An 11,508-nucleotide genomic window follows, 5' to 3' on the forward strand; every position below is an offset into this window, starting at 1 on the left:
GGAGGTTTCCCATGTTTCTCACTCCGTCCGACACGGAGAAATTGCTGCTGAGCGTCGCCGGAATGGTCGCCCGTGACCGCCGCGCGCGAGGCGTCCGCCTCAACTACCCCGAGGCCACCGCTCTGCTCGCCTGCTGGGCGATGGAGCGGGCCCGCGAAGGGGCCCGGGTCGCCGACCTCATGACCGAGGGGCGCACCGTGCTCACCCGCTCCGACGTGCTGGAAGGCGTTCCGGAGATGCTGCACGACGTCCAGGTCGAGGCGACCTTCCCCGACGGGCGCAAGCTCGTCACGATCACCGCGCCGATCCCGTGATCCCCGGCGAGATCCGGCCCGCGGCCGGTACGGTCGTGCTCAATTCCGGACGCCCCGCCATTCGGCTCACCGTGGTGAATGACGGGGACCGTCCCATTCAGATCGGTTCGCATTTCCATTTCGCCGACGTAAATCCCGCGCTTTCCTTCGACCGCGATGCCGCGCGGGGATTCAGACTGGACATTCCTTCCGGTACGTCGCTGCGCTTCGAACCCGGCGTCGGCGCCGACGTCCCCCTCGTGGCGCTCGGCGGACGCGGTGCGGTGCCCGGCCTCGTCGTCCCCGCCGCCCGCCCGGTCCGCACCCCCGAACAGGAACAGGAGGCCGTGAGATGTCCGAGCTGACCCGCGCCGGTTACGCGGCGCTCTACGGGCCGACCACCGGCGACCGCGTCCGGCTCGCCGACACCGACCTCTGGATCGAGGTCGAGGAGGACCGCTGCTTCGGCGGCGACGAGGCCGTTTTCGGCGGGGGCAAGTCGATCCGCGAGTCCATGGCCCAGTCCACCGCCTCGCGCGCCGACGGCGCCCTCGACCTGGTCATCACCAATGTCGTCGTCCTGGACCACTGGGGCGTCGTCAAGACCGACGTCGGCGTCCGCTCCGGGCGCATCGTCGCCCTGGGCCGCTCGGGCAACCCCGACACCACGGACGGCGTCCACCCGGACCTGGTCATCGGACCCGGCACCGACGTGGTCTCCGGCGAGGGGCGCATCCTCACCGCCGGGGCCGTGGACACCCATGTCCACTTCCTCATGCCGGAGACCCTGCACGAGGCGCTGGCCACCGGCACCACCACCGTCATCGGCGGCGGCACCGGGGCCACCGAGGGTTCCAAGGCGACCACCGTCACCCCCGGCGCCTGGAACCTCGCGATGATGCACCGCTCGCTGGACTCCGTCCCGCTGAACGTCCTGCTCTTCGCCAAGGGGTCCACCGTCGGCGAGGAGGCCCTGCGCGAGGCGGCGCTCGCCGGTGCGGGCGGCTACAAGGTCCACGAGGACTGGGGCGCGACCCCCGCCGCCATCGACGCCGCGCTGAGGGCCGCCGACGCGTACGGCCTCCAGGTCGCCCTGCACGGCGACAGCCTCAACGAGGCCGGCTACGTCGAGGGGACGCTCGACGCCATCGCCGGCCGGGGCATCCACGTCTTCCACGCCGAGGGGGCCGGCGGCGGCCACGCGCCCGACATCATCACGGTCGCCTCCCACCCCCACATCCTCCCGGCGTCCACCAATCCGACGCTCCCGCACACCGTCAACACCGTCGACGAACACCTCGACATGCTGATGGTCTGCCACCACCTCAACCCGCGTGTCCCCGAGGACCTGGCCTTCGCCGAGTCCCGGATCCGCGCCACCACCATCGCCGCCGAGGACGTCCTCCACGACATCGGCGCACTCTCCATCACCTCCTCCGACGCCCAGGCCATGGGCCGCATCGGCGAGGTCGTCTGCCGCACCTGGCAGGTCGCCCATGTGATGAAGAACCGTTTCGGAGACCGGGGCAGCGTGCTGCCCGCCGACAACGAACGCGCCCGCCGCTACGTCGCCAAGTACACGATCTGCCCCGCCGTCGCGCACGGCATCGACCATGTCGTGGGCTCTGTCGAACCGGGCAAGCTCGCCGATCTGGTCCTCTGGGACCCCGCCTTCTTCGGCATCCGCCCCGCGGCCGTCCTCAAGGGCGGCATGGTGGTGTACGCGCCGCTCGGCGACGCCAACGCCGCGATCCCCACCACCCAGCCGGTGCTGCTGCGCCCGACGGCGGCGGCCGGGGCCGCCCCGCACCTGTCGGTCAGCTTCGTCGCCCCGGCCGCCCTGGCCGACGGTCTGGCCGAACGCCTCGGACTCGTACGGGAACTCGTCGCCGTACGCCCCACCCGCCACCTCACCAAGGCCGACCTGCCGAACAACACCGCGCTGCCCGTCATCGAGGTCGACCCGGAGACCTTCGCCATCCGCATCGACGGCGAACCGGTCGAACCCGCGCCCGTCACCGAACTGCCGCTCACCCAGCGGTACTCCCTGTTCTGATGGCGTCCCTGGCCGCCCTCCTGCTGGGCGACGGGCGGCTCCCGGTCGGCGCGTACACCTACAGCGCCGGACTGGAGCCGGCCGTCGCGGCGGGACTCACCCGGGACGCCGTCCCCGCCCTGCTCACGGCCCGGCTGCGCACCACCGCCGTCACCGAGGCGGCGGCCGCCGTCCTCGCGCTGCGGGCGGCGCGGGAGGACCGGCCGGACTACGGGCCGGTGCAACGGGCGCTGGCCGCCCGGACCCCGGTCGCCCCGCAGCGCACGGCCTCGGCGGCGCTCGGCCGGGGGGTGCACCGGCTCGCCCGGCGGCTGGCCCCCGCCCACCCCGCCGTCACCGCGCTGTCCGCCCTGGACGGCCGTCCGCTGCGGCCGGTCGCGCTCGGCGCGCTGGCCGCCGTACTCCCCGCGACCGAGGAGGAACTGGCGCACGCCGTCGTCTACGACGAGCTCCAGACCATCGCCTCGGCCGCGCTCAAGCTCCTGCCCGGCGACCCGCTCGACTCGGTCGCCTGGATCCTCGCCGCCGAACCCGAGGCGGCACGGGCGGTCCGCACCGCCCTCGCCGTACGGAGTCCGGGCCTGCTGCCCGCCCGTACGGCCCCGCTCACCGAACAGTGGGCGCTCGACCACGCACGACGCGAACGGAGGCTCTTCCTTGCCTGACACGACCCCCGACCCCCGCCCCGCCCACACCCACGCCGACGCCCACGCGGCCCCGGCCCGCGCCCTGCGTCTGGGCGTCGCCGGACCGGTCGGCACCGGCAAGAGCTCCATCCTGGCCACGCTCTGCCGCGAGCTGGCCGGCGAACTGGCCATGGCCGTCGTCACCAACGACATCTACACCGACGAGGACGCCCGCTTCCTGCGCTCGGCCGGGGTGCTGCCCACCGAGCGGATCCGCGCGGTCGAGACGGGCGCCTGCCCGCACACCGCCATCCGCGACGACGTCAGCGCCAACCTGGACGCGGTCGAGGACCTGGAGGAGGAGTTCGGTCCGCTGGACCTGGTCCTCGTCGAGAGCGGCGGCGACAACCTGACCGCCACCTTCAGCCCGGCCCTCGCCGACGCCCAGCTCTTCTGCATCGACGTCGCGGGCGGCGGCGACGTGGCGCGCAAGGGCGGCCCCGGCATCACCGGAGCCGATCTCCTGATCGTCAACAAGACGGACCTCGCACCCCATGTGGAGGTGGACGTGGCCGCGATGGTCGCCGACGCCGCGTCCGTGCGCGGCGGACTCCCCGTCCTGGCCCTGTCCCGCAAGGACCCGGCCTCCGTCGCGGAACTGGCCGACTGGGTACGGGACCTCCTCGCCCGCCACCGCGCGGGCGCCCATGTCCCCACCGACCCGGGCCCGATGGCGCCGCACAGCCACGCCCACGCGTGAACGAGCCCGTGGTCGTCGGCGTCGAGCGCGACGCCTCCGGCCGCCATGTCGCCCGCGAACTGCGCCCCGGCGCCTTCCTCGCGCCCCGTCCGCTGCTGCCCGAGCCGGACGGGATCAGGATCGCCCTGGTCGGCACCCGGGCCGGGCTGCTCGCCGGCGACGACCTCGGTCTGCGGATCTCCGTCGGCCCCGGCGCCCGCCTCGAACTCGTCGAGCCGGCCGGGCTCGTCGCCTACGACCACCGGGGCGGTCGCTCCCGGTGGCGGGCCCGGGTCGAGATCGCCGAGGGCGGTGAACTCCTGTGGTGCGGGCAGCCGTTCGTCGTCTCCGACGGGGCGGACGTGCTGCGCGAGATGGACGTCGACCTCGCCGTCGGGGCCCGCATGCTCTGGCGCGACACGCTGGTGCTGGGCCGCTCGGGGGAGCGCGGCGGCAGCGTGCGGGCGGTCACGCGGGTGACGTACGACGACGAGGAACTGCTGGTCGAGGACCTGGACCTGACCGATGCCGCCGTCCGCGCCCTGCCGGGGCTGCTGGGCCCCCACCGCGTCGTCGGCGCGGTCACGGCGCTCGGTGTGCGCCCGCCCGGCCCGGCGCATCCGTGCCGCGCGGAGCTGGCGGGGCCGGGTGCGCAGATCCGCCTGCTGGACACCGCCGCCCCGGCCGTCGAGGCGGAACTGACGGCGGTCTGGGAGGCGTGGAGCCGCCCCTGAGCGCCCGTGCGCCGTATTGATATGCACCATACATATCTGATGTATGGTGCATATTGAGAGGCGTACGGCGGGGGCGGCGCCGCACCAGCGAGTCGAAGGAACAGCGCAATGACACTGGAGAACAAGGTCGCCGTCGTCACCGGAGGAGCCTCCGGCATCGGCGAGGCCGTCACCCGGCTCTTCGTCGAGCGCGGCGCCCGCGTCGTGGTCGTCGACCTCCAGCAGGAGGCCGGGGACGCCCTCGTCGCCGACCTGGGCGACGCCGTCGCCTTCCTCCGCGGCGACGTCTCCGACCGGTCCGTCGCCGACCTGGCCGTCGCCACCGCCGTCGAGCGCTTCGGCCACCTCGACGTCCTGGTCAACAACGCCAGCGCCTCGCGGGTGCGCCCCTTCACCGAGCAGACCGAGGACGACTGGAGGCTCGCCCTGGACACCGGCCTGTTCGCCACCCGCAACTTCATGCTCGCCGCCCACCCGCACCTGCGCGCCCGGCAGGGTGCCGTGATCAACTTCGCCTCGGGCGCGGGCATCGACGGCCAGCCCAACCAGGCCTCCTACGCCGCCGCGAAGGAGGCCATCCGCGGGCTGAGCCGGGTCGTCGCCAACGAATGGGCCGCCGACCAGATCCGCGTCAACGTCGTCTCGCCGATGGCCCGCACCGCCGGGGTGGCCGCCTGGGCGGAGGCCAACCCCGAGCAGTACGCCCTGTCCGCGGCCAAGGTCCCCCTCGGCCGCTTCGGCGACCCGCGCACGGACGTCGCCCCCGTCGTCGCGTTCCTGGCGAGCGACGACGCCCGCTACATCACCGGTCAGACGCTGATGGCCGACGGCGGAGCGATCAAGCTCCGCTGACCGCGTCCGTCCGCGCGCCGGTGTCCGGGGCCCCCGCACTCCGGGACCCGCGGGCACCGGCGCGCAGCACCAGCGGCGCGCACAGCAGGGCGGGGGCCGCCGCCAGGGCGAAGCACAGCGCGAGCGGCAGCCGGTCGATCAGCAGACCGGCCGCCGCGCTGCCGCCCGCCGAACCGGCGTTGAACGCGGTGTTCACCCACGCCCCCGCCCGGGTGCGCCGGCCCTCGTCCACCGAGGCGTCCGCGATCAGATACGCGGTGGTGAGCGCCGGGGCGACGAACAGCCCGGCGACCGCGATCAGGACCGCCAGCACCGGCAGTCCGGGCGAGAACCCGGCCGCCAGCAGCGTCACGCCCAGCGCGGCGGCGACCAGCGGCAGCCGGGTCCGGTCGGACGACTTCCACCGCACCGCCCCGTAGGACAGCCCGCCGACCGCGCTCCCGGCCGAGAGCGCGGCCAGCACCCAGGACACCGAGGACGCGGAGTGCAGCGACTCGGTGAACGCCACGACCAGCAGCTCCAGCGACCCCAGGCCGAGGCCCACCGCGCCCGTCACCAGGACCGCGTGCCGCAGCGGGGCGATCCCGCGCAGCCGCAGCCGGGGCGCGGCGGAAGCCTTGCCCCCGGCCGCCCGCGCACGGCTGCCGCGCGGCACCGCGGGCGAGGTCGCCAGGACCGTCGCCCCGGAGAACACCAGCACCGCGCCGACGAGCACCCCGGCCGAGGGCCCGGAGACGGTGAGCAGCACCCCGACGAGCAACGGGGCGGTGATGTACATCAGTTCCTCGGCCACCCCGTCCAGGCTGTACGCGCGCTGCAACAGCGCCCGGTCGGGGACCAGGGCGCTCCACACCGCCCGCATGACCGGACCGAGCGGCGGCGTGCAGGCACCCGCCGCCACGGTGAGGGCGCCGACGAGGGCGACGGGGGCGCCGGGCCGCCAGGTGAGCAGGGCCACGACGACGAGCAGCCCCGCGTACACCCCCGCCATCGGCGGCAGGGCGCGCGGGGCCCCGTACCGGTCGATCAGCGCCGCACGGGTGGGGGACAGGACGACGCTCAGGGCCCCGAACAGGGCCATCACCCCGCCGGCCACCGCGTACGAACCGGCGGCGTTCTTCACGGCGAGGAGCAGGGCGAGCGGGACGATTCCGTAGGAGAGACGCCCCACCAGGGTGGCGGCGAAGGGGCGCGCGGCCCGTGGGACGCGCAGGACGGAGACATACGAAAGAGACACGACGGCATTCCTCGTGGGAACGGCGCGGCAAGCGCGCCGGGAACGTGCGGGGACACCGGAGCGGCCCACCCGGGACGGGGTCCGGGGCGCGGCCGGGGCGCGGGTCTACGCACGGAGGAATGACATACCGGCAAATTATCAGAGCGGCCGCGGCGGCGGCAGGGCGCTGCCCCCGGTGCACTCCGTGATCTCGGCGTTGGCCGCCAGGATCTCCTCGGCCGTCTCCCACAGCCGGGGCAGGAACCGCAGCACCTTCTCGCCCCGGGCCGGCAGATCGTCCGGCCCCGTGACCCCGGTGAGCGCGGCCACCGCCGCCCGGAACGCCGGCAGCCGCTCCGCGTGCAGCGACGGGGCGTCCGTGGCCAGCACCGTGTGGCAGCGGGCGAGCGTCGCCACGATCCAGAAGACGGCCTCCCGGTGCTCGCCGCGCTCCACCAGGTCCCGGCTGCCGTCGACCGCGACGGGCCGCGCCCCGGCGGTGAGATCGCCGCTGAAGAAGAACGGGGTCCGCGCCACCGGCACCGTCGCGTCGAACGTCCGCTCCAGCTCGTCCAGATGGTGCCGGACCACCTCCGCCGGCACCTCGGCGCAGCCCAGCAGGTCCAGCAGCTCGTGGTGGAACTCCGGCCGCCCGTACGCCTCCAGCACCTCGCGCACCGCCCGGTAGCGCAGCCGGATCGTCGGATTGCGCAGCGCCGCCACCAGCAGCACGTGCGTGGTCACCCCGGTGGGGAACATCCACGCCGTCACCTGCTCGTGGAACGGGGCGCCGGGATCGTACGCGGCGAGCCGGGACTCCACCCGGTGCCGCGCGTCCAGACACCGGCTCCGCACCCGCTCCCGCTCGGCGAACCGGGGCGCCACGGCGGCGTGCAGCGCCCGCAGCGCGCCGCTCGGATCGTCGATCGCCGTATCGGTGCGGAAGGCGCCCGCCAGATGGTACGAGGAGAGCACGGCCGCCGGGTCGCGCAGTTCGGCCCACGGCACGAGGCTGATCTCCAGCAGGGCCCCCTCGTAGCGGAACTTGCCCGGTTTGACGGGGACTTCGTCCGCCTCCGTCACCACCATCACGTCCACGTCGGACGACGGAGCCAGCGCGGCGCCGTCCGGCATGCCCACCGTCGATCCGCCGAAGTAGGCGCCCCGGTAGCCGGGAAGGTCACGGGCGTGCGCGGCCACCCAGTGGCGGGCGGCGGCGCGTGCGGTTCCGACTCTCATCCGGGCGGCTCCTCGGGGACGGTGCGGCGGGGGCGGTCCGCCGAGCGTAGATCACGACGGGGACCCGGCCGCGGGGCGTCCGCGCCGCCGCCGGGCGCGAGGGCGGGCCCCGGTCTCACGCGGCGAGCCGCTCCAGCCGCGCACGGATCGCGCCGGCGCCGGGGCGGTCCAGCTCCTCCACGAGCAGGCCGTCGTCGAGCAGCAGGACCCGGTCGGCGCGGGCGGCGGCGTCCGGATCGTCCGTCACCATCACACAGGTCCGGCCGTCCCGGTCGACGGCGTCGCGCAGCAGCGCCACGATCCCGTGTCCGGCCGCGCGGCCCAGGGAACCGTCCGGCTCGTCCGCGCACAGGATCCCGGGCCCGGACGCCAGGGCCCGCGCGATCGCCGCCCGCTGCCGCTGCCCGGCGGAGAGCGCACCGGGCCGGCAGCGCTCCCGGCCGGCCAGCCCGACCCGGGCCAGCGCCTCGCGGACCCGGTCGCCGTCCGGGCACTCCGGTGCGAGGTGCTGCCCGAGCGTCAGCGCCGGCGTCAGATCGAACGCCCGGCCCACGAACCCGACCCGCTCGCGCCGGAGTTCGGCCAGCCGCCGCTCGGGCAGCCGGGACACCTCCGTGCCGCCCCAGCGCACCGAGCCGCGCGTGGGCCGGTCCATTCCGGCCAGGCAGTGCAGCAGCGTGCTCCGGCCCGAACCGGAGGGGCCCATCACCGCCGTGAACGTCCCGGGGCGCAGGGCGACGGACACGCCGCGCAGGGCCCTGACCGTGGTTCCCCCGCGCCGGTACTCGCGGTGCACTCCGTCCGCCCGCGCGGCCCATTCCGTGGTGGTGCTCGTCGTCTCAGCCATGGCTCCATCCTGGGGCCGTGCGGGGCGGCGATCGATCCCGGCAGCCCCCGGACCGGTGGTGCGGAAAACCGAACCACGGGTGTGCGCGAACCACCCGTACGAGGTGCCGGTGCGCGCCCCGGCCGCCGGGTAGGGTCGGGCACGCCCGCCCCCGACACCCCCGGTGAGGTCCGCGATGCGCAAGATCATCTACTCCATGTCGATCTCCCTCGACGGATACATCGAGGGCCCGGACCAGGACATCGGCTGGCACCGGGTCGACGACGAACTGCACCGGTACTTCAACGAGACCATCGCCGAACTGGGCGGATTCCTGCACGGCCGCGTGGTGCACGAACTGATGGCGGACTTCTGGCCCACCGCCGACGAGGACCCGGCGAACGCCGGTGCGACGGCCGAGTTCGCGCCCATCTGGCGCGACATGCCGAAGTACGTCTACTCCCGCACGCGGGACCACATCGACTGGGCGACCGCCGTCATCCACGACGTCGTGCCCGAGGAGGTGCGGGCGCTGAAGGAGCAGCCCGGCGGCGACCTCGGGCTCGGCGGCGCCGACCTCGCCGCGTCGTTCGCGGCGCTCGACCTGATCGACGAGTACCGCGTCACCGTGCACCCGGTGCTCATCGGGCGCGGGCGGCGTATGTTCCCGCTGACGGACACGGTCACCCCGCTCCGGCTCCTCGGGACCCGGTCCTTCGGCAGCGGGGTCGTGGAGCTGCACTACGCGCGCGACACGGAACGCGGGGACTGACCCGTACGCCGACGGCGGCGCACGGGCCCGTCCCCGCGCTCACACGGCCAGCAGGCCCGAGGTGTCCAGGACCTGACGGATCGCCCGGCCCGAGGCCAGCTCCTCCATCGCGTCGTTGACGTCGTCCAGGGCGAGGGTCCCGGTGTGCATCAGCTCCACCGGCATGAGTCCGGCCCGCCACAGGTCCAGGAAGCGCGGGATGTCCCGGCGCGGCACCGCGTCGCCCATGTACGAACCGAGCAGCGACTTGCCCTCGCCCGCGAAGGCCAGCGCCGGGACCTCCAGCGTCCGGTCCGGGGCGGGCAGCCCCACCGAGACGACCTTGCCGCCGCGCGCCACGGCCGTCAGGCAGGCGGCCATGACCTTCGGACTGCCCACGGCCTCGACCGCCACCTCCGCCCCGCCGGACGTCAGTTCGCGGATCGCGGGGACCGCCTCGTCGGGGGCGTACGCGTGGGTGGCGCCGAGCCGCAGGGCCAGGGCGCGCTTCTCCGGCACCGGGTCGACGGCGATCACCGGGTACGCCCCGGCCGCCTTCGCGCCCAGCACCGCCGAGAGGCCCACCCCGCCCAGTCCGTAGACCACGGCCGACTGGCCGGGGCGCAGCGCCGCCGTGTTGATGACCGCGCCGGCCCCGGTGAGCACCGCGCAGCCGAACATCGAGGCCACGGTGAACGGGATGTCCCGGGGGATCGGCACCAGCGACTCCTGGGCCACCACGGTGTGCGAGGAGAACGCCGAGACGCCCAGCTGGTGGTGGACGGTGGCGCCGGAGGCGTCGGTCAGCAGCGAGGGGCCGTGCAGCAGCGCCCCGGAACCGTTCGCCGCGGCGGCCTGGGCGCACAGGGCGGGACGGCCCGCCGCGCAGTCGGCGCAGAAGCCGCAGCTCGGCACGAAGACGAGCGCCACATGGTCACCGGGGGAGACCCGGCGCACCCCGGGCCCCGTCTCCTCGACCACGCCGACCGCCTCGTGCCCGAGGGCCATCGGCAGCGGGCGCACCCGGTCGCCGTTGACGACGGAGAGGTCCGAGTGGCACAGCGAGGCGGCCGCGACCCGGACCAGGACCTCGCCCTCGCGCGGGGCGCCGAGCTCCAGCTCCTCCACCGCGACCGGACGGGAGTCCGTGTACGGGCGCGCGGTCGAGGTCCCGCGCAGGACGACGGCCCGGGTCCTCACGCTCCCGCCCCCTCGCGGGGGGTGCAGCGCAGCACCTCGCGGCTCTCCAGCAGCGGGACGACCCGGCCGAGCACGATCTCCTCGAAGTGCGGGCTCGCGCAGTGCGCGGTGAAGTCGGCCTCGCTGGCGTACTCCTCGTAGAGCGCGATGGCGCGGGGGTCCTCGGTGCCCTGGTGGACCCGGTAGGCGAGGTTGCCGGGCTCGGCGCGGGAGGCGGCGGCCATGGTGTCGAGGAGCGGCAGGACGGTGTCCTCGGCGCCCTCCCGGGTGCGGTAGCGGGCTATGACGACGTAACTCACTTCGGTACTACTCCTGGGGTGGGGAGGGCCTCTTGAGGGCGCCCGGCGGGACCGGCGGCAGCTGGTCGCGGCGCAGATGCCAGAGGCGGGGGTCGGAGGTGGCGGCCGCGGACGAGCCGAGGGCCAGGGCGAGCGCCACGTCCGCGGGGTCTTCCACGAAGCCCGCGGCCACCGACGGGGACATCGCTCGCTGGGCCTGCGCGCTCATCCGGGCGATGATCGGGGCGGGCATGACCTCGACCAGGTCCGGCGCCCCGCGCGCGATCGCGTCCGTGGAGCGGCGCAGATTGGACCGGTCGGTGACGAACACCTTCATCATCGTCAGCAGGCCCAGCGGCCGGCCCTTCTCTATCAGCGAGAGCCGGGTGCTGACCACGCCGTGCGCGCCCATGTTCTTGATGAACTCCAGCGCGCCCCGGTCCTGCGCCAGACCGGGGCTGCTGTCCACGTTGACGAACACGAGCTTCCCCGCCCGGCCCAGCGCCGGGACGACCTGGGGCAGCTGCCCCACGGCGAACGACGCGAGGATGCACACCCGGGCCGGTGCGGTCAGGAACTGCCGCAGCGGCTGGGCGCCGACGACCGAGGCGATCACGGGCACCTCGGCGAACGCCGAGGCGAGCCGGGGATCGAGCGGGGCGCCGGACCGGGACGGGGAAGGGGTCATGCCATGGCCT

General features: G+C 74.8%; 14 protein-coding genes. 8 read left to right on the forward strand and 6 right to left on the reverse strand.

The window, feature by feature from the left end:
* The first annotated feature begins 11 nt into the window (after positions 1-11).
* From ACZ4FH_RS06880 to ACZ4FH_RS06910, 7 genes are all read left to right on the forward strand, one after another.
* The gene (locus ACZ4FH_RS06880; protein WP_239221042.1) at positions 12-314 is read left to right on the forward strand and encodes an urease subunit gamma; all 303 of its coding nucleotides are present in this window, start codon (positions 12-14) and stop codon (positions 312-314) included.
* Positions 311-658 carry an urease subunit beta gene (locus ACZ4FH_RS06885; protein WP_467302862.1) on the forward strand — a complete coding sequence of 116 codons (348 nt, stop codon included), beginning with the start codon at positions 311-313 and terminating at the stop codon, positions 656-658. Before ACZ4FH_RS06880 ends, ACZ4FH_RS06885 begins: the two co-directional genes overlap by 4 nt.
* On the forward strand, positions 646-2,349 hold the full coding sequence (locus ACZ4FH_RS06890) for an urease subunit alpha (RefSeq protein ID WP_467302863.1): 1,704 nt from the start codon (positions 646-648) through the stop codon (positions 2,347-2,349). The genes ACZ4FH_RS06885 and ACZ4FH_RS06890 overlap by 13 nt, the downstream gene beginning before the upstream one ends.
* Positions 2,349-3,014 carry an urease accessory protein UreF gene (locus ACZ4FH_RS06895; RefSeq protein ID WP_467302864.1) on the forward strand — a complete coding sequence of 222 codons (666 nt, stop codon included), beginning with the start codon at positions 2,349-2,351 and terminating at the stop codon, positions 3,012-3,014. The genes ACZ4FH_RS06890 and ACZ4FH_RS06895 overlap by 1 nt, the downstream gene beginning before the upstream one ends.
* Positions 3,007-3,735 carry an urease accessory protein UreG gene (ureG, locus tag ACZ4FH_RS06900; RefSeq protein ID WP_467302865.1) on the forward strand — a complete coding sequence of 243 codons (729 nt, stop codon included), beginning with the start codon at positions 3,007-3,009 and terminating at the stop codon, positions 3,733-3,735. Before ACZ4FH_RS06895 ends, ureG begins: the two co-directional genes overlap by 8 nt.
* Positions 3,732-4,448, forward strand: a complete 717-nt coding sequence (locus ACZ4FH_RS06905; protein WP_467302866.1) for an urease accessory protein UreD — start codon at positions 3,732-3,734, stop codon at positions 4,446-4,448. Before ureG ends, ACZ4FH_RS06905 begins: the two co-directional genes overlap by 4 nt.
* A 108-nt stretch (positions 4,449-4,556) precedes the next feature.
* Positions 4,557-5,300 carry an SDR family NAD(P)-dependent oxidoreductase gene (locus ACZ4FH_RS06910; RefSeq protein WP_467302867.1) on the forward strand — a complete coding sequence of 248 codons (744 nt, stop codon included), beginning with the start codon at positions 4,557-4,559 and terminating at the stop codon, positions 5,298-5,300.
* Here the strand turns inward: ACZ4FH_RS06910 and ACZ4FH_RS06915 are convergent.
* The 3 genes from ACZ4FH_RS06915 to ACZ4FH_RS06925 form a co-directional block, all read right to left on the reverse strand.
* Complete coding sequence (locus ACZ4FH_RS06915; protein ID WP_467302868.1) at positions 5,287-6,537, reverse strand: MFS transporter; 1,251 nt, start codon at positions 6,535-6,537, stop codon at positions 5,287-5,289. The two genes, ACZ4FH_RS06910 and ACZ4FH_RS06915, sit on opposite strands and share 14 nt — an antisense overlap.
* Before the next feature lie 138 nt (positions 6,538-6,675).
* Positions 6,676-7,755 carry a hypothetical protein gene (locus ACZ4FH_RS06920; RefSeq protein WP_467302869.1) on the reverse strand — a complete coding sequence of 360 codons (1,080 nt, stop codon included), beginning with the start codon at positions 7,753-7,755 and terminating at the stop codon, positions 6,676-6,678.
* A 115-nt stretch (positions 7,756-7,870) separates the two neighbouring features.
* Positions 7,871-8,602: an ABC transporter ATP-binding protein gene (locus ACZ4FH_RS06925; protein ID WP_467302870.1), complete on the reverse strand. Its 732-nt coding sequence runs from the start codon at positions 8,600-8,602 to the stop codon at positions 7,871-7,873.
* A gap of 175 nt (positions 8,603-8,777) precedes the next feature.
* On the opposite strand from ACZ4FH_RS06925, the gene ACZ4FH_RS06930 reads away from it, so the two are divergent.
* Positions 8,778-9,353 carry a dihydrofolate reductase family protein gene (locus tag ACZ4FH_RS06930; protein ID WP_467302871.1) on the forward strand — a complete coding sequence of 192 codons (576 nt, stop codon included), beginning with the start codon at positions 8,778-8,780 and terminating at the stop codon, positions 9,351-9,353.
* A 39-nt stretch (positions 9,354-9,392) separates the two neighbouring features.
* On the opposite strand, the gene ACZ4FH_RS06935 is transcribed toward ACZ4FH_RS06930, so the two are convergent.
* The 3 genes from ACZ4FH_RS06935 to ACZ4FH_RS06945 are packed head-to-tail and all read right to left on the reverse strand — an operon-like array spanning position 9,393 to position 11,498.
* Entirely contained in the window at positions 9,393-10,532 is a 1,140-nt protein-coding gene (locus ACZ4FH_RS06935; RefSeq protein WP_467302872.1) for a zinc-binding dehydrogenase, read from the reverse strand.
* Complete coding sequence (locus ACZ4FH_RS06940; RefSeq protein ID WP_467302873.1) at positions 10,529-10,831, reverse strand: putative quinol monooxygenase; 303 nt, start codon at positions 10,829-10,831, stop codon at positions 10,529-10,531. Before ACZ4FH_RS06940 ends, ACZ4FH_RS06935 begins: the two co-directional genes overlap by 4 nt.
* A gap of 7 nt (positions 10,832-10,838) precedes the next feature.
* Complete coding sequence (locus ACZ4FH_RS06945) at positions 10,839-11,498, reverse strand: glycerol-3-phosphate responsive antiterminator (protein WP_383639333.1); 660 nt, start codon at positions 11,496-11,498, stop codon at positions 10,839-10,841.
* Between the last annotated feature and the right edge of the window lie 10 nt (positions 11,499-11,508).

This window comes from Streptomyces sp. NPDC024555, assembly GCF_055559335.1.

Excerpts from the sequence above, each read along its gene's own strand:
- ACZ4FH_RS06880 (WP_239221042.1), top strand. The coding sequence starts at position 12 with ATGTTTCTCACTCCGTCCGACACGGAGAAATTGCTGCTGAGCGTCGCC.
- ACZ4FH_RS06890 (WP_467302863.1), top strand. The coding sequence starts at position 646 with ATGTCCGAGCTGACCCGCGCCGGTTACGCGGCGCTCTACGGGCCGACC.
- ACZ4FH_RS06895 (WP_467302864.1), top strand. The coding sequence starts at position 2,349 with ATGGCGTCCCTGGCCGCCCTCCTGCTGGGCGACGGGCGGCTCCCGGTC.
- ACZ4FH_RS06910 (WP_467302867.1), top strand. The coding sequence starts at position 4,557 with ATGACACTGGAGAACAAGGTCGCCGTCGTCACCGGAGGAGCCTCCGGC.
- ACZ4FH_RS06920 (WP_467302869.1), bottom strand. The coding sequence starts at position 7,755 with ATGAGAGTCGGAACCGCACGCGCCGCCGCCCGCCACTGGGTGGCCGCG.
- ACZ4FH_RS06925 (WP_467302870.1), bottom strand. The coding sequence starts at position 8,602 with ATGGCTGAGACGACGAGCACCACCACGGAATGGGCCGCGCGGGCGGAC.
- ACZ4FH_RS06930 (WP_467302871.1), top strand. The coding sequence starts at position 8,778 with ATGCGCAAGATCATCTACTCCATGTCGATCTCCCTCGACGGATACATC.
- ACZ4FH_RS06945 (WP_383639333.1), bottom strand. The coding sequence starts at position 11,498 with ATGACCCCTTCCCCGTCCCGGTCCGGCGCCCCGCTCGATCCCCGGCTC.